This window comes from Streptomyces sp. NPDC005805 (genome assembly GCF_040630445.1).
Classification (GTDB): Bacteria; Actinomycetota; Actinomycetes; order Streptomycetales; family Streptomycetaceae; genus Streptomyces.
Genome location: NZ_JBEXXN010000035.1, coordinates 1 through 21552, shown reverse-complemented (window position 1 = coordinate 21552; position 21552 = coordinate 1). Strand labels below are relative to the sequence as shown.

15 protein-coding genes, 1 tRNA gene and 1 pseudogene are annotated in these 21552 nt (G+C 71.3%); 12 read left to right on the top strand and 5 right to left on the bottom strand.

Going from position 1 to position 21552, the window contains the following annotated elements; genetic code table 11:
• Positions 1-32 precede the first annotated feature (32 nt).
• On the bottom strand, positions 33-1775 hold the full coding sequence (locus tag ABZ457_RS19845; protein WP_359158892.1) for a lytic transglycosylase domain-containing protein: 1743 nt from the start codon (positions 1773-1775) through the stop codon (positions 33-35).
• A 251-nt stretch (positions 1776-2026) separates the two neighbouring features.
• Here ABZ457_RS19845 and ABZ457_RS19840 point away from each other — a divergent pair, with 251 nt between their 5' ends.
• Entirely contained in the window at positions 2027-3043 is a 1017-nt protein-coding gene (locus ABZ457_RS19840; RefSeq protein ID WP_359158890.1) for a DUF4184 family protein, read from the top strand.
• On the opposite strand, the gene polA is transcribed toward ABZ457_RS19840, so the two are convergent.
• On the bottom strand, positions 2956-5613 hold the full coding sequence (gene polA, locus ABZ457_RS19835) for a DNA polymerase I (protein ID WP_359158969.1): 2658 nt from the start codon (positions 5611-5613) through the stop codon (positions 2956-2958). The two genes, ABZ457_RS19840 and polA, sit on opposite strands and share 88 nt — an antisense overlap.
• 240 nt (positions 5614-5853) lie before the next feature.
• On the opposite strand from polA, the gene ABZ457_RS19830 reads away from it, so the two are divergent.
• From ABZ457_RS19830 to ABZ457_RS19795, 8 genes are all read left to right on the top strand, one after another.
• A complete protein-coding gene (locus tag ABZ457_RS19830) occupies positions 5854-8133 on the top strand; it encodes an FdhF/YdeP family oxidoreductase (RefSeq protein ID WP_359158888.1) in 2280 nt (759 codons plus the stop codon).
• 80 nt (positions 8134-8213) lie between these two features.
• Entirely contained in the window at positions 8214-8681 is a 468-nt protein-coding gene (locus ABZ457_RS19825) for a hotdog fold thioesterase (protein ID WP_359158886.1), read from the top strand.
• Between the two features lie 259 nt (positions 8682-8940).
• A complete protein-coding gene (locus tag ABZ457_RS19820; protein WP_359158884.1) occupies positions 8941-9558 on the top strand; it encodes a Tat pathway signal sequence domain protein in 618 nt (205 codons plus the stop codon).
• 281 nt (positions 9559-9839) lie between these two features.
• Positions 9840-11072, top strand: coding sequence for a branched-chain amino acid ABC transporter substrate-binding protein (locus ABZ457_RS19815; RefSeq protein ID WP_359158882.1), 1233 nt, complete (start codon positions 9840-9842; stop codon positions 11070-11072).
• Between the two features lie 90 nt (positions 11073-11162).
• Positions 11163-12092 carry a branched-chain amino acid ABC transporter permease gene (locus ABZ457_RS19810; protein ID WP_359158880.1) on the top strand — a complete coding sequence of 310 codons (930 nt, stop codon included), beginning with the start codon at positions 11163-11165 and terminating at the stop codon, positions 12090-12092.
• Complete coding sequence (locus ABZ457_RS19805) at positions 12089-13930, top strand: branched-chain amino acid ABC transporter permease (RefSeq protein ID WP_359158878.1); 1842 nt, start codon at positions 12089-12091, stop codon at positions 13928-13930. Before ABZ457_RS19810 ends, ABZ457_RS19805 begins: the two co-directional genes overlap by 4 nt.
• 3 nt (positions 13931-13933) lie before the next feature.
• On the top strand, positions 13934-14980 hold the full coding sequence (locus tag ABZ457_RS19800; protein ID WP_359158876.1) for an ABC transporter ATP-binding protein: 1047 nt from the start codon (positions 13934-13936) through the stop codon (positions 14978-14980).
• Positions 14977-15693, top strand: coding sequence for an ABC transporter ATP-binding protein (locus ABZ457_RS19795; RefSeq protein ID WP_359158874.1), 717 nt, complete (start codon positions 14977-14979; stop codon positions 15691-15693). The genes ABZ457_RS19800 and ABZ457_RS19795 overlap by 4 nt, the downstream gene beginning before the upstream one ends.
• Before the next feature lie 108 nt (positions 15694-15801).
• Here the strand turns inward: ABZ457_RS19795 and ABZ457_RS19790 are convergent, their stop codons facing one another.
• On the bottom strand, positions 15802-16458 hold the full coding sequence (locus ABZ457_RS19790) for a response regulator (RefSeq protein WP_018848683.1): 657 nt from the start codon (positions 16456-16458) through the stop codon (positions 15802-15804).
• 92 nt (positions 16459-16550) lie between these two features.
• Here ABZ457_RS19790 and ABZ457_RS19785 point away from each other — a divergent pair.
• Positions 16551-16633, top strand: a tRNA-Leu gene (locus ABZ457_RS19785).
• 87 nt (positions 16634-16720) lie between these two features.
• Positions 16721-17044: pseudogene (locus tag ABZ457_RS19780) on the top strand (helix-turn-helix domain-containing protein); the annotation flags it as partial.
• Between the two features lie 125 nt (positions 17045-17169).
• On the opposite strand, the gene pyk reads toward ABZ457_RS19780, so the two are convergent.
• Positions 17170-18597 (bottom strand): pyruvate kinase, encoded by a 1428-nt coding sequence (gene pyk, locus ABZ457_RS19775; protein ID WP_359158871.1) that lies wholly within the window; start codon positions 18595-18597, stop codon positions 17170-17172.
• A 123-nt stretch (positions 18598-18720) separates the two neighbouring features.
• Positions 18721-19449, bottom strand: a complete 729-nt coding sequence (locus ABZ457_RS19770) for an SIMPL domain-containing protein (RefSeq protein ID WP_359158869.1) — start codon at positions 19447-19449, stop codon at positions 18721-18723.
• Positions 19450-19633: 184 nt separating this feature from the next.
• Between ABZ457_RS19770 and ABZ457_RS19765 the strand changes: the two genes are divergently transcribed.
• Complete coding sequence (locus ABZ457_RS19765) at positions 19634-21466, top strand: 5'-nucleotidase C-terminal domain-containing protein (RefSeq protein ID WP_359158867.1); 1833 nt, start codon at positions 19634-19636, stop codon at positions 21464-21466.
• Positions 21467-21552 lie beyond the last annotated feature (86 nt).

The window sequence follows — 21552 nt, the reverse complement described above, 5'->3', positions numbered from 1 at the left end:
ACAGGGTCGGTCGGCGGGTGGCGGGCGCCGGGTCAGTTGGCGGGTGACTCCGAGGGAGAGGGGGACGGTGCCGGGGAGGGGGTCGTGCCCGGGTCCGGGGTGGGCTCGGCCGGGGCCTCGACGGTGAGGACGACCGTGAGCGTGGCGCCGCCCTTCGCGGTCAGGTGGAGCGTGAAGGTGCCCTCGGTGCCGTCGGCGAACAGCTCGGGCAGGGTCAGCCGGCCGTCCTCGCCGACCGGGAGGCCGGTGAGGGTGCGGACGGGCTTGCCCGAGTCGTCCTTGAAGTAGGGGCCCTGGTCGCCCGGGGTCTCCTCGCCCTCGGCGGTCACGGTCGCGGTGACCGTGACACCGGCCGCGGCGGCGCCCTTGCTGGTGGCCGTGACGACGAGCTTGTCGGCGAACGCGGTCCCGGGGGCGGCCGTCAGCTCCGTCAGCTCGGCGGTGAGCTTGTCGGCCATCCACTCGGTGACGGTGGCGACGAGGTCGACGGGCTTGTGCTTGGTGCCGTCGAGGGCGGCGCGGACGACGAAGGTGCCCGTCTTCTCGCCGGCGCGCAGCGCGGGGGCGGTGACGGTGCCGTCCGCGGCGGTCAGCAGGACCACGCTGGAGGCGCCGCCGGGGAAGCGGGAGTCGGTGTCGCCGATGACGCTGAAGCGGACCTTCTGCCGGGCGACGACCTCGCCCTCGGAGTCCTTGACCCGGACCTTGGCCCGGACCGCGAAGTCCTGGCCCGCGGTGGCGGTCATCCGGCCGGTGCCCGCGTTCTCCACGGTGTCCACGACGACCGGGTCCGGGGTCGGCTTCGGGTCGCCGGAGTCGCCGCCCGAGCCCTCGCCGGGCTTCGACGGGGACGGGGAGGGGGCCGGCTTGCCGCCCGGCTCGGTGGGACGCGGGGAGGGCTTGGTGCCGGGGCGGTCCGGGCTCGGCGTGGGCGTCGGACGCGTCGCGCTGTCGGGGCCGTTGCCCACGGGGAGCACACCCGTGCCGTCGGGGACCTCGTGCGTGCCGCGCTGGTAGTACTCGAACCAGGACATCACGGTGCGCAGGTACTCGCGGGAGTGGTTGTAGCCGAGGATCGCCCGGTCCAGGTCGGACTGGATGGTCAGATCCCGGTCGCCGTGGCAGAGGTAGCGGCCGGCGGCGAGGGCCGCGTCGTAGATGTTGTTGGGGTCCTTGCGGCCGTCGCCGTTGGCGTCCTGGCCCCAGGTCGCCCAGGTGGAGGGGATGAACTGCATGGGGCCGACCGCGCGGTCGTGGACCGCGTCGCCGTCGTACTGGCCGCCGTCGGTGTCCGGGATGTTCGCGAAGCCGACGCCGTTGAGGACCGGGCCCAGGATCGGGGAGGGGGTGGTGCCGTTCGCGTCGACGCGGCCGCCGCGGGCCTGGCCGGACTCCACCTTGCCGATGGCGGCGAGGAGTTGCCAGGGAAGACGGCAGGCGGGGTCGGTCTCGGCGACCGTCCTCTCGGCCTGCTTGTAGGCGGCGAGGACGGTCGCGGGTATACCCGCCTCCCCTTCGCCGGTGACCGGCTTCCCGGTCGCCAGGTCCGGATTGTCGGGAGTGTTCAGTGGCGGAAGGTCGGTGTAGTACGGGGAGTTGCCCGTCACAGGCGTACCGGGCGGGGGTGTGGCGTCGGCCGCCTCCTGGCCCCCGCCGCCCGCGGTGGCCGGGGCCACGCCCGGCGCCTGGGAGGCGGAGAGAGCGGCCACCGCGGCCGCGGCCACCGCCGTGGTCGTCGCTCCCTTGCGCAGTCGGCGGCCGAATTGCGCTGCCATACGTCTGGTCCCTCCCCGTCGACGGCCCTACGCGCTCCCCAGCGCGAGATCTTCTCGTGACCCTAGTGCACCGGCACCGGCCGCGGCACCGACCCCTGACCGGTATTCACCACTTCGCCACCAACCGGTCGTCCGCGCCGTGCGGTCCGCTGTCCGGTTCGCGGAGCCGGCTGTCCGGTTCGCGTCATCCGGGCGGGCTTCACGCATACTGGGCGCCGCTGATCGAACCGCCGCGCCACGGGAGCAACACCATGCCGTTCACGCTGAGCCATGCCGCGGCCGTGCTGCCCGCGCTCCGCCGTGACGGCACGGCGCGCGGTCCGCTGCTCGCCTCCGGGCTGGTCCTGGGCTCCATCGCCCCGGACATGACCTACTTCGCCGCGAGCGTCGCCCCGGCCGCCATGGAGTTCGGCGAGGTGACCCACGGCCTGCCGGGCGTGCTGACGGTCGACGCCGCCGTGGCCGGGGTCCTGCTGCTGCTCTGGCTGCTGGTGCGCGGCCCCCTGGTGGCACTGCTGCCGGCCGCGGTGCGCGCCCGGACGCACCCCGTGCTGCGCGGCGACGGCGGGTGGCGCGGGCGGGGACCGTGGGCGTTCGTGTGGCGGTTCTGGCTCTCGGCCTCGCTCGGCGCCGCGACCCATGTGGTGTGGGACGCGTTCACCCACTTCGACCGGTGGGGTGTCCGGCTGTTCCCGGTGCTGGGCGAGGCGATCGGCGGCTTTCCGCTCTACACGTACACGCAGTACGGGAGTTCGGCGGTCGCGCTGGCGGTCCTGGGGTGGTGGGCGGTCTCGGCGGTGCGCCGGGCGGAGCCCGTGCCGGTGCCGGGGGCGGGCCGTTCCCGCCGGCGGGCGGCCGTCGCCTTCCTCGGCACGGCCACCGCCGTCGGCGCCGTGCACCGCTGCGTCACCTGGCTCACGCACGGCAACGTCGTCGAGAACCCGCTCGACATCGTCCCCACCCTCTGCTTCGGGGCGGGGGCCGGTCTGGCGGCGGGGCTGGTGCTGTACGGCGCCGCGGCCAGGGCCGGATTCGCCCCGGGCGGCGTCCCCCACCGGGCCGGGTTCGCGCCGGGGACGCAGGCCGGGACGGCGGCCGGGGCGGGGGCGGGGACCGCTGGAGCCCCGGCCGTGGCCCCGCCCCCGCCCGCGTCACCGGACGCCGAGGGCGCCCCCGTGCCTCAGTGCGCGGCCGACTCCCAGTCCGCGCCGACGCCGACCGAGACGTCGAGCGGCGCGCGGAGCGTCACCGCGGACGACATCTCCTGACGGACCAGCGCCTCCACCTGCTCGCGCTCGCCCGGGGAGATCTCCAGCACGATTTCGTCGTGGACCTGGAGGAGCAGCCGGGAGGTGAGCTTCGCCTCCGTCAGCGCCCGGTCCACGTTCAGCATGGCGGCCTTCACGATGTCCGCCGCCGTGCCCTGGATCGGCGCGTTCAGCGCCATCCGCTCGGCGGCCTCGCGGCGCTGGCGGTTGTCGCTGTTGAGGTCGGGCAGATAGCGGCGGCGGCCCAGCATGGTCGCCGTGTACCCCGTCGCCCGGGCCTCGTCGACGACCCGGCGCAGATAGTCGCGCACCCCGCCGAACCGCTCGAAGTAGGTGTCCATCAGGACCCGGGCCTCGGCCGGTTCGATGCCGAGCTGCTGGGAGAGACCGAACGCGGAGAGCCCGTACGCCAGTCCGTACGACATGGCCTTGATCTTGCGGCGCATCTCCGCGTCGACCGCCGAGCGGTCCACGGCGAAGACCTGGGAGGCGACGGTGGTGTGCAGGTCCTCGCCGGAGGTGAACGCCTCGATCAGGCCCTCGTCCTCGGAGAGATGGGCCATCACCCGCAGTTCGATCTGGCTGTAGTCGGCGGTCATCAGCGACTCGAAGCCCTCACCCACGACGAACCCGCGGCGGATCGCCCGGCCCTCGTCGGTGCGGACCGGCACGTTCTGCAGGTTGGGCTCGGTGGAGGAGAGCCGTCCGGTGGCGGCGACGGTCTGGCTGAAGGTGGTGTGGATGCGCCCGTCCGCCGCGATCGTCTTGATCAGGCCCTCGACGGTGGACCGCAGCCGGGCCTGCTCGCGGTGGCGCAGCATGATGACCGGCAGCTCGTGGTCGGTCTGCTGGGCGAGCCAGGCCAGCGCGTCCGCGTCCGTGGTGTACCCGGTCTTGGTCTTCTTCGTCTTGGGGAGGTTCAGCTCCCCGAAGAAGACCTCCTGGAGCTGCTTGGGCGAGCCGAGGTTGAACTCGTGGCCGACGGTGGCGTGCGCCTCCTTGACCGCCTGCTGCACCGCCCCGGCGAACTGCTGCTCCATCGCCTCCAGATGGGCCCGGTCGGCGGCGATGCCGTGCCGCTCCATCCGGGCGAGGAGCACGGAGGTGGGCAGTTCGACGTCGTGCAGGAGCCCGGTCGCGCCGACCTCCGCCAGCTTCTCCCCGAGGGCCTCCCCCAGGTCGAGGACGGCGCGCGCCTGCGCCATCAGGGCGTCGGCCTCGGCCTGCTCGTCCTCCGCGCCGAAGGCGAGCTGCCCGTCCGCCGCGGCGGGCGCCAGCTCGCGGTGCAGGTACTCGACGGAGAGGGCGTCCAGCGCGAAGGAGCGGCGGCCCGGCTTGACCAGGTACGCGGCGAGGGCGGTGTCCATGGTGACGCCGTCGATCCGCCAGCCGTGCTCGGGGAACACCCGCAGCGCGTCCTTGGCGTTGTGCATGACCTTGGGCCGGTCCGGGTCGGCGATCCACTCGGCGAAGGCCCGCTCGTCCGCCTCGTCGAGCTGGGTGGTGTCGAACCAGGCAGCGGCCCCCCCGGCGGCGGCCAGCGCGATCTCGCTGACGCTGCCGACGCCCAGGGCCCAGCTCGCGACCGTGGCCACGCCGAGCGGCTGGGCGCCGTGCTCCGCGAGCCAGGGGCCCAGCTCCCCCGCTCCGAGGACCGTGCCGTCCAGTTCCACGCCGGCGTCCGGGGCGGGCGCCTCCTCCTCCACGGCCCCCGGGTCGACGGCGAGCAGCCGCTCGCGCAGGCTCGGGTTCCGGATCTCCAGGACCTCCAGGAAGCCCTTGAGCGCGGTGCGGTCGTAGGGGGCGCGCTCCAGGTCGGCGACCTGCTTGTCCAGTTCGACGTCCCGCACCAGCTCGGTGAGGTGGCGGTTGAGCTTCACGGACTCCAGGTGGTCGCGGAGCGCCTGGCCGACCTTGCCCTTCACCTCGTCCGCCCGCTCGACCAGTTCCGCGAAGGAGCCGAACTGGTTGATCCACTTGGTGGCCGTCTTCTCGCCGACGCCGGGGATGCCGGGGAGGTTGTCCGACGGGTCGCCGCGCAGCGCGGCGAAGTCCGGGTACTGGCCGGGGGTGAGCCCGTACTTCTCCTGGACCTTCGCCGGGGTGAAGCGGGTCAGCTCGGAGACGCCCTTGGTCGGGTAGAGCACGGTGACGTGGTCGCTGACCAGCTGGAAGGAGTCCCGGTCGCCGGTGACGATCAGGACCTCGAAGCCGGCCGCCTCGGCCTGGGTGGCCAGGGTGGCGATGATGTCGTCGGCCTCGAAGCCGTCGACCGCGAAGCGGACCGCGTTCATCGTGTCCAGGAGTTCGCCGATCAGCTCGACCTGGCCCTTGAACTCGTCCGGGGTCTTGGAGCGGTTCGCCTTGTACTCGGGGAAGTCGTTGGAGCGCCAGGTCTTGCGGGACACGTCGAAGGCCACGGCGAAGTGCGTGGGCGCCTCGTCGCGCAGCGTGTTCGCCAGCATCGACGCGAAGCCGTAGACGGCGTTCGTCGTCTGGCCGCTCGCGGAGGTGAAGTTCTCCGCGGGGAGCGCGAAGAACGCCCGGTACGCCAGGGAGTGCCCGTCCATGAGGAGCAGGCGGGGTCGGTTGTCTGCCGTCTTCTTCGATGCCGTCTCAGCCACGGACCCGATCCTGCCACGCCCCGCCGACAATCCCGACCCGGCGGCGGCCGGGACCCGACCATGCCCGACCGTGGCGCGACCGCGCCCCCACCGATTCCCACCGGCCCGGGTCCATTGTCGGTGGGGCGTGAAAGGATCGGAGAGGCAAGCAGGAGAAGCAGGAGACGACGCTCGAAGGAGAGCGCGATGGCGACGAAGCCCCCCGAAGGAGACCCGGTCCAGGACGCCCCCCGGGTCGGGGCCCCGCAGCACGCCGCCGCCGGGCTGCCCGCCGTCGCCCACACCCTGCGCATCGGCCGCCGGCAGATGGGCGTGGGCCGCACCGCGCGCACCCTGCTCAGGGTCAACCAGAAGGACGGTTTCGACTGCCCGGGCTGCGCCTGGCCCGAGGGCGAGAAGCGCCATGTCGCCGAGTTCTGCGAGAACGGGGCGAAGGCCGTCGCGGAGGAGGCCACCCTGCGCCGGGTCACCCCGGAGTTCTTCGCCGCGCACTCCGTCGCCGACCTGGCCGGCCGCAGCGGCTACTGGCTGGGCCAGCAGGGCCGTATCACCCACCCCGTGCACCTCGCGGAGGGCGCCACCCACTACGAGCCGGTGAGCTGGGAGCGCGCCTTCGCCCTCATCGCCGAGGAGCTGGGCGCGCTCGGCTCCCCGGACGAGGCCCTGTTCTACACCTCCGGCCGCACCAGCAACGAGGCGGCGTTCCTGCTCCAGCTCTGCGCGCGGGAGTTCGGCACCAACAACCTGCCCGACTGCTCCAACATGTGCCATGAGTCGTCGGGTTCCGCCCTGACGGAGACGATCGGGATCGGCAAGGGCAGCGTCCTGCTGGAGGATCTGCACCGGGCGGACCTGATCATCGTGGCCGGGCAGAACCCGGGCACCAACCACCCCCGGATGCTCTCCGCGCTGGAGAAGGCGAAGGCCGCCGGCGCCCGGATCATCTCGGTCAACCCGCTCCCCGAAGCGGGCATGGAGCGCTTCAAGAACCCGCAGACACCCCGCGGCATGCTCGCCGGCACCGCGCTCAACGACCTCTTCCTCCAGATCCGCATCGGCGGCGACCAGGCCCTCTTCCGGCTGCTGAACAAGCTGGTGCTGGAGAGCGAGGGCGCGGTCGACGAGGAGTTCGTGCGCGAACACACCCACGGCTTCGAGGAGTTCGCCGCGGCCGCCCGCGCCGCCGACTGGGACGAGACCCTCGCCGCGACCGGCCTGGGCCGCGCCGAGATCGAGCAGGCCCTCGCCATGGTCCTCGCCTCGGAGCGCACCATCGTCTGCTGGGCGATGGGCCTGACCCAGCACAAGCACGCGGTGCCCACCATCCGCGAGGTGGTCAACCTCCTGCTGCTGCGGGGGAACATCGGGCGCCCCGGCGCCGGTGTCTGTCCGGTCCGCGGCCACTCCAATGTGCAGGGCGACCGCACCATGGGCATCTTCGAACGTCCGGCCCCCGCCTTCCTGGACGCCCTGGAGAAGGAGTTCGGCTTCGCCCCGCCCCGGCACCACGGCCTCGACGTGGTCCGCTCGATCGAGGCGCTGCGCGACGGGAGGGCCAAGGTCCTCTTCGCCATGGGCGGCAACTTCGTGGGCGCCACCCCCGACACCACCGTCACCGAGGCCGCGGTCCGCCGCGCCCGTCTCACCGTGCACGTCTCCACCAAGCTCAACCGCTCCCACGCGGTCACCGGCCGGCAGGCGCTGATCCTGCCGACGCTGGGCCGCAGCGACAAGGACGTCCAGGCGGGCGCGCGGCAGGTGGTCACCGTCGAGGACTCGATGGGCATGGTCCACGCCTCCCGCGGCAACCTCCCGCCCGCGAGCGGCCAACTGCTCTCCGAGCCCGCGATCGTGGCCAGGCTGGCCCGTGCCGTCCTCGGCCCCGCCTCGGCCACCCCCTGGGAGGAGTTCGAGAAGGACTACGCGACGATCCGGGACCGGATCGCCCGTGTGGTGCCCGGCTTCGAGGACTTCAACGCGAAGATCGCCCGCCCGGGCGGCTTCACCCTCCCGCACGCCCCGCGCGACGAGCGCCGCTTCCCCACGGCCACGGGGAAGGCCAACTTCACGGCCGCCCCCGTGGAGTACCCGAAGGTGCCCGAGGGCCGGCTGCTGCTCCAGACCCTGCGCTCCCACGACCAGTACAACACCACGGTCTACGGCCTCGACGACCGCTACCGGGGCATCCGGGGCGGGCGCCGGGTCGTCCTCGTCCACCCGGAGGACGCCCGCGCCCTCGGCTTCGAGGACGGCGCGTACGCGGATCTGGTCGGCGAGTGGCGGGACGGCGTCGAGCGCCGCGCCCCCGGCTTCCGGGTCGTCCACTACCCGACCGCGCGCGGCTGCGCCGCCGCCTACTACCCGGAGACCAACGTCCTGGTCCCCCTCGACTCGACCGCCGACACCAGCAACACCCCCGCGAGCAAGTCCGTCGTGGTGCGTCTGGAACAATCACCGTCCGCCTAAGCGTTCGCTCAGGCAGGTGGTGCGCCCGGCAGGCCGGGCGCACCGACGGGACACAGCCGTACGACGATCGGAGCAGGCCCATGGGCGAGCAGTCCACCGTGAAGTTCCCGCAGGAGGTCATCGACGAGTACGCGGCACTCGGCGTCGACCTCCCCGCCCTCTTCTCCGCCGGGCACCTCGGCGAGCGGATGGGCGTGCGGATCCTGGAGGCGGCGGCGGACCGGGTCGTCGGCACCATGCCCGTGGAGGGGAACACCCAGCCGTACGGGCTGCTGCACGGCGGCGCGTCCGCCGTGCTCGCCGAGACCCTCGGGTCGGTGGGCTCGATGCTGCACGGCGGCCCGTCCAAGATCGCCGTCGGTGTGGACCTCAACTGCACCCACCACCGGGGCCTGCGCTCCGGCCTGGTCACGGGGATCGCCACCCCGGTCCACCGGGGCCGGTCCACCGCCACGTACGAGATCGCCATCAGCGACGAGCAGGACCGGCGGGTCTGCACCGCCCGCCTCACCTGCCTGCTCCGGGACACCGAGGGCCTGACAGGCTGACCCGCCGCCACGGCCCCGGCGGCTCCCGCGGCCCCGGCCACCCCCTGCCGCCCCGGCAACGGCCCCGGTGACGGCCGGGGCCGTTGCCGGGGCCGCCGACGAGCGTCTAGCGTGCCCGTATGAGGAGACGACGGGCACCGTCCAGCGGCACCACGCCCCGTCGCCGTTCCCCCCAACAGCCGCCCGCGCCAAGGACATTGACACTCCTTCGGTTCACGCCGGGCCGCGCCCGGCCCCCTACGGCACCCGGCCGGCCAGCATGACCTCCATCGGCCCGGTGGAGCCGGGCGAGAACACCTTCGCGGCCGACCCGGCCGCGTCCTTCGGCGTCCGGGCCCGCCACCCCCTGGCCGCCCGGCTCGCGGCACTCCCCCCGCCCCGCCGCCGGGCCCTCCTCGCCGCCGTCTGCGCCCTGGCCGTCGCGACCGGCACCGCCGTGTGGTGGGCCGGCCGCCCCGAACCACCCCCGCCCGAGCCCGTGCCCTGGCCCGCCCAGGCCGCCACCGTCTCCTACACCGGGCCCGCCCCGCGGACGCCCGCACCGGAGCCCGGCACAGCCGCGCCCGCCTTCACCTTCCTGGTCGGCGTCACCGTCCGGACCGGCCCGCCGGTCACCGTGGAGCGGATCGAGCAGACCTCGGCGGCCCTGTGGGTGACCACCTCACCCGCCGGGCCGGTCACCGTACGTGCCGAAAAGCCGCGCAACGTACTCGTCAGCATCCATGTGTCCGATTGTTCGAAAGTGGCACGGAATGCCAGCCTCCCATTCCTCGACGTCACACTGCGCAATACGCGCGCAATACAGAAACAGAGCTTCATCCTGGGAGATCGCTATGCCGGCGACCTGGGAAAGGCTCTTGGCACCGCATGCCGCTAGGATTCACATGTCAGGACCAAAAGAGCCGAGAGTCCTGCACATTCTCAGCATGCGGACACGGCGAAACAGCTGGAAATAGGCTGTTCCACCCGCGAAACTCCGCTATCCGTGACCTCGCGGCATAACAAGAGCGTCACGCTGTGGCCAGAGACCTCCTCCGTATGCCACTAACGCGCTTAAAGTCACCGGCAGTCACCGCGCCACCCGATTACCTCGGTTCCCCGCGCTCGACTCGGTGCGTCCCATGAGGGGACTGCCCGTGCCTGGTGAAAGGACTGATCGTGCGTCAACGTTCGCTCATAGCCGTCACGGCTGCGCTCGCTGCGGGAGCCCTCACGCTTACCGCCTGCGGATCTCGCGACGACAGCAACAACGCCTCCGAGGGCAGCAGTGGAGCCACGGTCGTCATCGGCGTGGACGCGCCGCTGACCGGTGACCTGTCCGCGCTCGGCCTCGGCATCAAGAACTCCGTGGACCTCGCCGTCAAGCAGGCCAACGCCAAGAAGTACGTCCCCGGCGTGACCTTCAAGATCGAGGCCCTGGACGACCAGGCCCAGCCCTCCTCGGGTCAGCAGAACGCGAGCAAGCTGGTCGCCAACAAGGACGCCCTCGGCGTCGTCGGCCCGCTGAACTCCTCCGTCGGCGAGTCCATGCAGAAGGTCCTGGCCGACGCCAAGCTCGTCCAGGTCTCCCCGGCCAACACCTCGCCCTCGCTGACCCAGGGCCAGAACTGGAACGGCGGCACCAAGGAGCGTCCCTTCGCCTCCTACTTCCGCACCTCCACCACGGACGCGGTCCAGGGCCCCTTCGCGGCGCAGTACCTCTTCAACGACGCCAAGAAGAAGAAGGTCTTCGTCATCGACGACAAGAAGACCTACGGTGCCGGTCTGGCGGCCACCTTCAAGGCCGAGTTCGAGAAGCTCGGCGGCACGGTCGTCGACACCGAGCACATCGACCCGGAGACCAAGGACTTCTCCTCGGTCGCCACCAAGGTCAAGAGCTCCGGCGCGGACGTCGTCTACTACGGCGGCGAGTACCCGGCGGCCGGCCCGCTGAGCAAGCAGATCAAGAAGGCCGGCGCCAAGATCCCGCTCGTCGGCGGCGACGGCATCTACAGCGGTGAGTACCTGAAGCTCTCCGGCGCGGAGGGCGTGGGCGACCTCGCCACCTCCGTCGGTGCGCCGATCGAGACCCTCCCGTCCGCCAAGGACTTCGTGGCCAACTACGAGAAGGGCGGCTACAAGGAGCCGTTCGAGGCGTACGGCGGCTACTCCTACGACGCCGCCTGGTCGATCATCGAGGCCGTGAAGAAGGTCGTCGAGGGCAACGACGGCAAGCTCCCGAGCGACGCCCGCGCCAAGGTCGCCGAGGCCGTCAGCGGTGTCTCCTTCGACGGTGTGACCGGCAAGGTCTCCTTCGACGAGTTCGGTGACACCACCAACAAGCAGCTCACCGTCTACGAGTACAAGGACGGCGCCTGGGCTGCGGTCAAGTCCGGTACCTTCTCCGGCTGACGACCAGCCTTCATCCCACCGGCCGCGCGGGGCGCCGCACCAGGCGCCCCGCGCGTCCTCATATCCGGCGAAAGACACGGAGGACCTGCGGTGAACGAACTGCCGCAACAGCTGGTCAACGGCCTGCTACTCGGATCGATGTACGGGCTGGTCGCCATTGGCTACACGATGGTCTACGGCATCGTCCAGCTCATCAACTTCGCCCACGGCGAGATCTTCATGACCGGCGGCTTCGGGGCCCTCACGGTCTGGCTCATACTTCCCAGCGGCACCAGCGTGCTGCTCGCACTGCCCCTCATGATCGTCGGCGCGATCGTCGTCGCCACCACCATCGCGGTCGGAGCGGAACGATTCGCCTACCGGCCACTGCGCGGCGGACCACGACTCGCCCCGCTCATCACCGCCATCGGCCTGTCGCTGGCCCTCCAGCAGGCCGTGTGGGCCTGGTACCCGGGCGCCAAGTCCGCCCGCACCTTCCCCGAGATCCCCGGCGGCCCCTTCGAGCTCGGCCCCGTCACCATCCAGACCGGTGACGTCTTCCTGCTCATCGCCGCCCCCCTGTCGATGGCCTTCCTCGGCTACTTCGTCATGAAGACCCGCACGGGCCGCGGTATGCAGGCCACCGCGCAGGACCCGGACACCGCCAAGCTCATGGGCATCAACACCGACCGCATCATCGTGGTCGCGTTCGCCCTCGGCGCCGCGTTCGCCGCCATCGGCGCCGTCGCCTACGGCCTCAAGTACGGCGAGGTCCAGTTCCGCATGGGCTTCCTCCTCGGACTCAAGGCGTTCACCGCGGCCGTCCTCGGCGGCATCGGCAACATCTACGGCGCCATGATCGGCGGTCTGACCCTCGGCGTCGCCGAGACCATGGCCGCGGCCTACGTCTCCGAGATCCCCGGCCTCGAGCAGCTCGGCGGCCAGTCCTGGGCCAACGCCTGGGCGTTCGTACTCCTCATCCTCGTGCTCCTCTTCCGGCCCCAGGGCATCCTGGGCGAGCGCGTCGCGGACAGGGCGTGACCACGATGACCACTGCACAGACCACCACCCAGGACACCGCCCCCGCCAAGGCCGCCCCCGCGGCCACCGGCGGCGGCCCCCTCGTCCTGCCCCCGCACCTCGCGCGGGCGACCGCCACGGCCGGCGGAGCGCTCACCGTCGTCTCCGCCTTCCTCGCCTGGACCTGGACCGCCGCCTTCCCCGGCAACCTCACGGTCTACGGCTACCCCGGCGGCCTCCAGTGGCTCGTCCTGGTCAGCGGCGCGCTGCTGACCCTCTTCGGACTCTCCTCCTACGGGGTCAAGGGCCTGACCTGGCTCACCCCGCAGGGCGCCGACGCGGCGATCCGGCTCTCCGCCTACGCGGGCCTGGTCACCGCCTGGTTCACGATGATCGCCATCAGCACCCAGCTCGGCGGCTTCGTCAACCTCGAACCCGGCGCGTACGTCGCCCTGGTGGGCACCCTCGTCGGCTGGATCGGCTCCCGCTCCCTGCCCTACGAGCGGCCCGCCACCACCCCGGCCGACCCCGAGGACGGCGGCTTCGAGCAGTTCAAGCACGACCTCGGCAACCGCTGGACCGTCTACAAGGGCGCCTTCGCCACCGGCACCGCCCGGCCCGCGAAGACCCTCCCCTCGTACGTCGAGATCCTGATCGTCGCCGCGGTCCTCGCCCTCGGCCTGATCGTCTTCACCTACGGCATCACCACCGAGTACGACGAGCTGTTCATCGGCTTCCTGATCACCGCCGGCTTCGGCTTCGCGGCGATCCAGAAGGCCGGACTCATCGGACGGGTCTCGGCGCTGACCGCGCGCCACCGCAACGTCACCCTCGTCGGCGCCTTCGTCGCCGCCGCCGCGTTCCCGTTCACCCAGTCCGACGACCAGTACGCGACCATCGGCGTCAACATCCTGATCTTCGCCACCGTCGCCCTGGGCCTCAACATCGTCGTCGGCCTCGCCGGCCTCCTCGACCTCGGATACGTCGCCTTCCTCGGCGTCGGCGCCTACGCCGCCGCCCTGGTCTCCGGCTCCCCGTCGTCCCCCTTCGGCATCCACCTGCCCTTCTGGCAGGCGATCCTGGTCGGCGCCGCCGCCTCGATGATCTTCGGTGTGCTCATCGGCGCCCCGACGCTCCGCCTGCGCGGCGACTACCTCGCCATCGTGACCCTGGGCTTCGGTGAGATCTTCCGCATCGCCGTCCTCAACCTCGACGGCACCTCCGGACCCGACATCACCAACGGCTCCAACGGCATCTCCTCGATCCCGAACCTCAACATGTTCGGCTTCGACTTCGGCGCGACGCACACCATCGCCGGCTTCACCATCGGCCGCTTCGCGAACTACTTCTTCCTGATGCTGCTGGTCACCCTGATCGTGGTCGTGGTCTTCCGGCGCAGCGCCGAGTCCCGTATCGGCCGCGCCTGGGTCGCCATCCGCGAGGACGAGACCGCCGCCGAGGCCATGGGCATCAACGGCTTCCGCACCAAGCTGATCGCCTTCGCCCTCGGCGCCTGCCTCGCCGGCCTCGCCGGCGCCGTCCAGGCCCACGTCACCTACACCGTGACGCCCGAGCAGTACCAGTTCGCCCACGTCGTCCCGCCCAACTCGGCCTTCCTCCTCGCGGCGGTCGTCCTCGGCGGCATGGGCACCATCAGCGGCCCGCTCGTCGGCGGAGCGCTCCTCTTCCTGATCCCGGCCAAGCTCCAGTTCATGAGCGACTTCCAGCTCTTCGCCTTCGGGCTCGCACTGGTGCTGCTGATGCGCTTCCGCCCCGAGGGCCTCATCCCCAACCGCCGCCGGCAGCTCGAGTTCCACGAGAAGGACGAAGCGCCCGCCACTCTCACCAAGGCAGGCTGACCGATGACCACCGACACCACCACCGCCGAGGCAGGAGCCGTCACCGCACCCGGCGAGACCGTCCTCGACGCCCGCGGCGTCACGATGCGGTTCGGCGGCCTCACCGCCGTCCGGTCCGTCGACCTCACCGTCAACTCCGGTGAGATCGTCGGCCTGATCGGCCCCAACGGCGCCGGCAAGACGACCTTCTTCAACTGCCTCACCGGCCTCTACATCCCCACCGAGGGCGAGGTCCGCTACAAGGGCACCGTGCTGCCCGCCAAGTCCTTCAAGGTCACGGCGGCCGGCATCGCACGCACCTTCCAGAACATCCGGCTCTTCGCCAACATGACCGTCCTGGAGAACGTCCTCGTCGGACGCCACACCCGCACCCGGGAGGGCCTCTGGTCCGCCCTGCTGCGCGGCCCCGGCTTCCACCGCGCCGAGGCCGAGTCCAAGGCCCGGGCCATGGAACTGCTGGAGTTCGTCGGCCTCGACCACAAGGCCGAGCACCTCTCCCGCAACCTCCCCTACGGCGAGCAGCGCAAGCTGGAGATCGCCCGCGCGCTCGCCAGCGAGCCCGGCCTCCTCCTGCTGGACGAGCCCACCGCCGGTATGAACCCGCAGGAGACCCGCGCGGCCGAGGAACTCATCTTCGCCATCCGCGACAAGGGCATCGCCGTCCTCGTCATCGAGCACGACATGCGCTTCATCTTCAACCTCTGCGACCGGGTGGCCTGCCTGGTCCAGGGCGAGAAGCTGGTCGAGGGCACCGCCGCCGAGGTCCAGGGCGACGAGCGCGTGGTCGCCGCCTACCTCGGCGAGCCCTTCGAGGGCGACCCGGGCGCGGCGGAGGTGGCCGAGGTCGAGGCCGCCGAGGCCCACGCCGCGGCCGCCGCGACGTCCACGGCGGACGCCCCCGGGACGACCGCTCCCGAGGCCGACGCCCCGGACACGGACGCCCCCGGCGCCGCCGCGGACGACACCGACCGCCCGGCCCCGGCGGACTCCGGCACCGACGCCCCCGCCACCCCCGGCGAGAGCAGCACCACCAAGGAGAACGACCGATGACCGCACTTCTCGAAGTCGAGGACCTGCGCGTCGCCTACGGCAAGATCGAGGCCGTCAAGGGAATCTCGTTCAAGGTCGAGGCCGGCGAGGTCGTCACCCTCATCGGCACCAACGGCGCCGGCAAGACGACGACGCTGCGCACCCTCTCCGGACTGATCAAGCCGCTCACCGGCCAGATCAAGTTCAACGGCAAGTCCCTGCGCAAGGTCCCGGCCCACCAGGTCGTGTCCCTGGGACTCGCCCACTCCCCCGAGGGCCGGCACATCTTCCCGCGCATGTCCATCGAGGACAACCTGCGCCTCGGCGCGTTCCTCCGCAAGGACGCCGCGGGCATCGCCAAGGACATCCAGCGCGCCTACGACCTCTTCCCCATCCTGGGAGAGCGCCGCAAGCAGGCCGCGGGCACCCTCTCCGGCGGTGAGCAGCAGATGCTCGCCATGGGGCGGGCGCTGATGTCCCAGCCGAAGCTGCTCATGCTCGACGAGCCCTCCATGGGCCTCTCGCCGATCATGATGCAGAAGATCATGGCGACCATCAAGGAACTGCGCGAACAGGGCACCACCATCCTGCTCGTCGAGCAGAACGCGCAGGCCGCGCTCTCGCTCGCCAACCACGCGCATGTGATGGAGGTCGGCAGCATCGTCCTCTCCGGCACCGGGGAAGACCTGCTGCACGACGACTCGGTGCGCAAGGCGTACCTCGGCGAGGACTGACGCCGGTCCGCGCCGCCGCGAGGCACCGCGCACACGACAAGGGTCCGCGCCCCGGGAGACCGGGACGCGGACCCTTGTCCGTGCGTGCTGTGCGTGACGGGCCGCGGGCTACTGGCCCTTGGCCGCCTTCTTCTCCTCGGCGTCCTCGATGACCGCCTCCGCGACCTGCTGCATCGACAGGCGCCGGTCCATCGACGTCTTCTGGATCCAGCGGAACGCGGCGGGCTCGGTCAGGCCGTACTGCGTCTGCAGGATGCTCTTGGCCCGGTCCACCAGCTTGCGCGTCTCCAGCCGCTGCGCGAGGTCCGCGACCTCCTTCTCCAGCGCCTTCAGCTCGGTGAACCGCGAGACCGCCATCTCGATCGCGGGCACCACGTCGCTCTTGGAGAACGGCTTCACCAGGTACGCCATCGCGCCCGCGTCCCGGGCGCGTTCGACGAGGTCGCGCTGGGAGAAGGCGGTGAGCATCAGCACGGGGGCGATGGACTCCTCGGCGATCTTCTCCGCGGCGGAGATGCCGTCCAGGACGGGCATCTTCACATCCAGGATGACCAGGTCCGGCCGGTGCTCCCGCGCCAGCTCGATCGCCCGCTGCCCGTCCCCGGCCTCACCGACGACCGCGTACCCCTCCTCCTCCAGCATCTCTTTCAGATCCAGCCGGATGAGGGCCTCGTCCTCGGCGATGACGACACGGGTCGTCGCCGGCGGGACGTGCGAGGTGTCGTCGTCTGCGGCGATCGGCTGGGGCGACTCGGGGGCGGTCACGGGGGCTCCTCCTGGCGGGGCAGTCACTGCCCCAAAGACTACCCAGCTGCTGGCCCCGACCATTACCCGGTACACTCCGACAAGGTCACCTCGCCGGGTTGGTGGAACGGTATACACGGAGGTCTCAAACACCTCTGCCCGTGAGGGCTTGCGGGTTCGAGTCCCGCACCCGGTACGCATTTCAGGAAGCGGATGTTCACGTTCTCGTGAACATCCGCTTCTTTGTCACGTCTGGCACCATTCATCACACAGGGTGATGGGTATGAATCTTCACCCTGTGGACGTCCGGGAGACTGCGCTCGCACTACTGCGAACCGGAGCAAGGAACGCTGACGTCGCGCGCAAACTGGGCATACCCAACGGCACCATCGGATACTGGTGGCACCTGGACCGTGCGGAGCGCGGTGAATCCCCCGGCAAGCGCAGCCCTGCGTGCCCGCGGTGCGACGGTCGCGCGCTTGACTGGGCCGCCTACGCCTACCTTCTCGGCCTCTATCTGGGCGACGGCCACATCATCCAGTACTCAGGCCATCGCGTACCCAGCTTGATGATCACTTGTTCGCAGACCTGGCCGGGGCTCGTGGAAGCACTGCACCCGCGGCGGGCGGTCGTACACCATATCCGTGGCCCGACGGGCGTCCGTCGCGCTGATGGACGCACACATCGGGCCGAAGCACTGAGCCGGAGACGAAGGCGAAGGGCCGAGGGCCGTCAGCCCACGCTCTCGCCGATGTGGTGGACGCGGACCAGGTTGGTGGAGCCCGAGACGCCCGGCGGGGAGCCGGCGGTGATGACGACGACGTCGCCGGGGCGGCAGCGGCCGATGCGGAGGAGTTCCTCGTCGACCTGGGCGACCATCGCGTCGGTGGAGTCGACGTGGGGGCCGAGGAAGGTCTCGACGCCCCAGGTCAGGCTGAGCTGGGAGCGGGTGGCCGGGTCGGGGGTGAAGGCGAGGAGGGGGATCGGGGAGCGGTAGCGGGAGAGGCGGCGGACGGTGTCGCCGGACTGGGTGAAGGCGACGAGGAAGCGGGCGCCGAGGAAGTCGCCCATCTCGGCGGCGGCGCGGGCGACGGCGCCGCCCTGGGTGCGGGGCTTGTTGCGTTCGGTCAGCGGCGGGAGGCCCTTGGCGAGGACGTCCTCCTCTGCGGCCTCGACGATGCGGCTCATGGTGCGGACGGTCTCGACGGGGTACTTGCCGACGCTGGTCTCGCCGGAGAGCATCACCGCGTCGGTGCCGTCGATGACCGCGTTGGCGACGTCGGACGCCTCGGCGCGCGTGGGGCGGCTGTTGTCGATCATCGAGTCGAGCATCTGGGTGGCGACGATGACCGGCTTGGCGTTGCGCTTGGCGAGTTTGATGGCGCGCTTCTGGACGATCGGGACCTGTTCGAGGGGCATCTCGACGCCGAGGTCGCCGCGGGCGACCATGATCCCGTCGAAGGCGGCCACGATGTCGTCGATACTCTCGACCGCCTGGGGCTTCTCGACCTTGGCGATGACGGGGAGGCGCCGGCCGGTCTCGTCCATGACGCGGTGGACGTCCTCGATGTCCCGGCCGCTGCGGACGAAGGAGAGGGCGATGATGTCGGCGCCCGCGTTCAGGGCCCAGCGCAGGTCCTCGGCGTCCTTCTCGGAGAGGGCGGGGACGGAGACGGCGACGCCGGGGAGGTTGAGGCCCTTGTGGTCGGAGACCATCCCGCCCTCGACGACCCGGGTGTGGACGCGGGGTCCGTCGACGCGGAGGACTTCGAGGGCGACCTTCCCGTCGTCGACGAGGATGCGCTCGCCGGGGGTGACGTCCCTGGCGAGGCCCTGGTAGGTGGTGCCGCAGATGTGGCGGTCGCCCTCGATCTCCTCGACGGTGACGGTGAATTCATCCCCGCGTTCGAGAAGTACGGGGCCTTCCTGGAAGCGTCCGAGCCTGATCTTCGGGCCTTGAAGGTCGGCGAGGACGCCGACGCTGCGGCCGGTTTCGTCGGCCGCCTTCCTGACGTGCCGCAGACGCTCCTCGTGATCGGCGTAGACGCCGTGGCTGAGGTTGAGTCGGGCGATGTCCATTCCGGCTTCGACCAGTGCCTTGATCTGGTCGTATGTGTCGGTGGCGGGGCCCAGGGTACAGACGATCTTTGCTCGGCGCATGGTTCGAGCCTAGGGCTTACCGACGGGTAGAGAATTGGTGTCTCATGACTGCCCAACAACCTTTGCATGAAGGGCTATTGACAACTGTTGAATTGTGCGGGGGTGCGCTCCGATGAGCATTTCTCAGAGTTCCGGGGGCGTCATCGTGAAGCGCGCGTTCACCTGGGCGAAGACGGTCTGCCGCTGGGGTTCGAGGTCGAGGGCGGGGGCGGCCTCCGTCTGGGCGCCGGCGAAGCCGCGGACCACACCGGTGGGCGGGGCGGGCATCGCGTAGGCGGGGGCGGGGGCGGGGGCTTCGGCGCCGAGGTCGGCGAGTTCGAGGAGGGCGTCCAGGGAGGCGCCGAGCGCTCCGGCGTACTCGCGGGCGCGGCGCACGGCCTCCCGGACGGCCTCACGGCGGGCCTCGGCGTGGGCGGGCGAGTCGGGGCGCAGGGACCACCAGGGGCCGCTGACCCGGGTGAGTTCGAGGTCGGCGAGGCGGGTGACGAGTTCACCGAGGGCGGTGAAGTCGGTGAGGACGGCGTTGACGCGGACGTTGCCGTGGTAGGCGCGGACGCGTTCGCCCCGGCCGCCGCCGAGTTCGGGGCTGATGGAGAGGGCGCCGGTGGAGAGCTTGTCGACGGCGTCGCCGTAGGACTTGACGAGGTCGAGGACGGCGGTGTTGCGGCGGGTGAGGTCGTCGAGGGCGGTGCGCCGGTCGCGGCCTCGGGCGCTGACCTGGATGCCGATGGTGGCGAGTTCGGGGTCGAACTGGAGCCGGGCCTCGCCGCGGACGGCGACCCGGGGCGCGGAGGGGGTTCCGTAGGGGGCGGGCGGGCCGGCGGGGGTGGTCTCGGCGGTGGTGTCGCTCATCCGGGGGCTCCTGGGATGGGGGGTCGGCGGTACGTCGGGGCGCCGACGTCGGGCGGGTCGGCGGGGTTGCGGGTTGGTGTGGCGGTTGTGGAGGTCGCGGGGCGGGCCTTCGTAAACCCTTTCGCACCGCGAGGTGTTGCGCCAGAATCTACGCGCGTTGTGCACATGATCGAGGGAGAACCGTATGCCAAAGGACCGGTTGAAGCGCAGGACGTTCCTGGAGCGGTCGGCCGCCGCCGGGGCAACAGTCGCCGTCGCCGCGGGCGCCGCGTCACCGGCCGCGGCGGCGGAGCGGACCCCCGCGAACAGCCACGGTCGCGGCCCGCGCCCGAAGCGGTACTCGTTCACGGTGATGGGGACGACGGACCTGCACGGCAACGTCTTCAACTGGGACTACTTCACGGACAAGGAGTTCGACGACAAGGACCACAACGACGTGGGCCTGGCGAAGATCTCCACGCTGGTGGAGCGGGTCCGCCGGGAGAAGGGCCGGCGCAACACCCTGCTGATCGACGCGGGCGACACCATCCAGGGCACCCAGCTCTCCTACTACTACGCCAAGGTGGACCCGATCACCGCCCGGCGCGGCCCGGTCCACCCGATGGCGCAGGCGATGAACGCGATCGGCTACGACGCGGCGGCCCTCGGCAACCACGAGTTCAACTACGGCATCCCGGTGCTGCGCAAGTTCGAGGAGCAGTGCGACTTCCCGCTGCTCGGCGCCAACGCGCTGGACGCGAAGACACTGCGCCCGGCGTTCGCGCCGTACAGCATGCACCGGCTGCGCACCCCGTGCGGGCGGGATGTGCGGGTGGCGGTGCTGGGGCTGACCAACCCGGGTATCGCGATCTGGGACAAGCTGAACGTCGGCGGGAAGATGGTGTTCCCGGGCCTGGAGGAGCAGGCGGCGAAGTGGGTGCCCCGGCTGCGGTCGATGGGCGCGGACGTGGTGATCGTCTCGGCGCACAGCGGGTCCTCGGGCACCTCCTCGTACGGGGACCAGCTGCCGTATGTGGAGAACGCGGCGGGTCTGGTGGCGGAGCAGGTGCCGGGGATCGACGCGATCCTGGTGGGCCACGCGCACACGGAGATCGCGGAGCACTTCGTGGTGAACAAGGAGACCGGCAAGCGGGTGGTGCTGTCGGAGCCGCTGAAGTGGGGGCAGCGGCTGACCCTGTTCGACTTCGACCTGGTGTGGGAGCGGGGCCGCTGGACGGTGGAGCGGGCCGGTTCCACGGTGCTGAACTCCAACACGGTGGCGGAGGACCGGCGGATCACCCGGCTCCTCGGTGACGAGCACCGCAAGGTGGTCGCGTACGTCAACCAGGTGATCGGCACCTCGGCGGTGGCGATGACCACGGCGGAGGCGGCGTGGAAGGACGAGCCGATCATCGATCTGATCAACCATGTGCAGATCGAGACGGTGAGGGCGGCGCTGGCCGGAGGTGAGTTCGCGGAGCTGCCGGTGCTGTCGCAGGCGTCGTGCTTCTCGCGGACGGCGGCGATCCCGGCGGGCGAGGTGACGATCCGGGACGCGGCGGGTCTGTATGTCTTCGAGAACACCCTGGAGGCGCGGGTGCTGACCGGCGCCCAGCTCAAGGACTATCTGGAGTTCTCGGCGCGGTACTACGCGCGGACGGCGCCGGGTGCCCCGGTGGACCCGGCGAAGCTGACGAACGCGGACGGCGTCCCGGATTACAACTACGACGCGGTGGCGGGCGTGACCTATGACGTGGACATCGCGCAGCCGGCGGGGTCGCGGATCGTGGACCTGTCCTTCGACGGGAAGCCGGTGGACCCGGCGGCGCGGTTCGTGCTGGCGGTGAACAACTACCGGGCGAGCGGCGGCGGGAACTTCCCGCATGTGGCGGCGGCCCGGCAGGTGTGGGCGAACTCGGAGGAGATCCGGAACACGATCATCGACTGGGTGCGGGAGCAGGGGTCGGTCGACCCGGCGGCCTTCGCCTCGGTGGGGTGGCGGCTGACGCGGGCGGGCGAGCCGGTGTTCCCCGCCTGAGCTCCGAGACGCACGGCGCCCCCGTGCCGGGACCGGTCCCGGCACGGGGGCGCCGTGCGTCTCGGACATTACCAAGGCCCGCAGCG

Excerpts from the sequence above, each read along its gene's own strand:
- ABZ457_RS19845 (WP_359158892.1), bottom strand. The coding sequence starts at position 1,775 with ATGGCAGCGCAATTCGGCCGCCGACTGCGCAAGGGAGCGACGACCACG.
- ABZ457_RS19840 (WP_359158890.1), top strand. The coding sequence starts at position 2,027 with ATGCCGTTCACGCTGAGCCATGCCGCGGCCGTGCTGCCCGCGCTCCGC.
- polA (WP_359158969.1), bottom strand. The coding sequence starts at position 5,613 with ATGGACGGGCACTCCCTGGCGTACCGGGCGTTCTTCGCGCTCCCCGCG.
- ABZ457_RS19830 (WP_359158888.1), top strand. The coding sequence starts at position 5,854 with ATGGCGACGAAGCCCCCCGAAGGAGACCCGGTCCAGGACGCCCCCCGG.
- ABZ457_RS19825 (WP_359158886.1), top strand. The coding sequence starts at position 8,214 with ATGGGCGAGCAGTCCACCGTGAAGTTCCCGCAGGAGGTCATCGACGAG.
- ABZ457_RS19820 (WP_359158884.1), top strand. The coding sequence starts at position 8,941 with ATGACCTCCATCGGCCCGGTGGAGCCGGGCGAGAACACCTTCGCGGCC.
- ABZ457_RS19800 (WP_359158876.1), top strand. The coding sequence starts at position 13,934 with ATGACCACCGACACCACCACCGCCGAGGCAGGAGCCGTCACCGCACCC.
- ABZ457_RS19795 (WP_359158874.1), top strand. The coding sequence starts at position 14,977 with ATGACCGCACTTCTCGAAGTCGAGGACCTGCGCGTCGCCTACGGCAAG.
- pyk (WP_359158871.1), bottom strand. The coding sequence starts at position 18,597 with ATGCGCCGAGCAAAGATCGTCTGTACCCTGGGCCCCGCCACCGACACA.
- ABZ457_RS19770 (WP_359158869.1), bottom strand. The coding sequence starts at position 19,449 with ATGAGCGACACCACCGCCGAGACCACCCCCGCCGGCCCGCCCGCCCCC.
- ABZ457_RS19765 (WP_359158867.1), top strand. The coding sequence starts at position 19,634 with ATGCCAAAGGACCGGTTGAAGCGCAGGACGTTCCTGGAGCGGTCGGCC.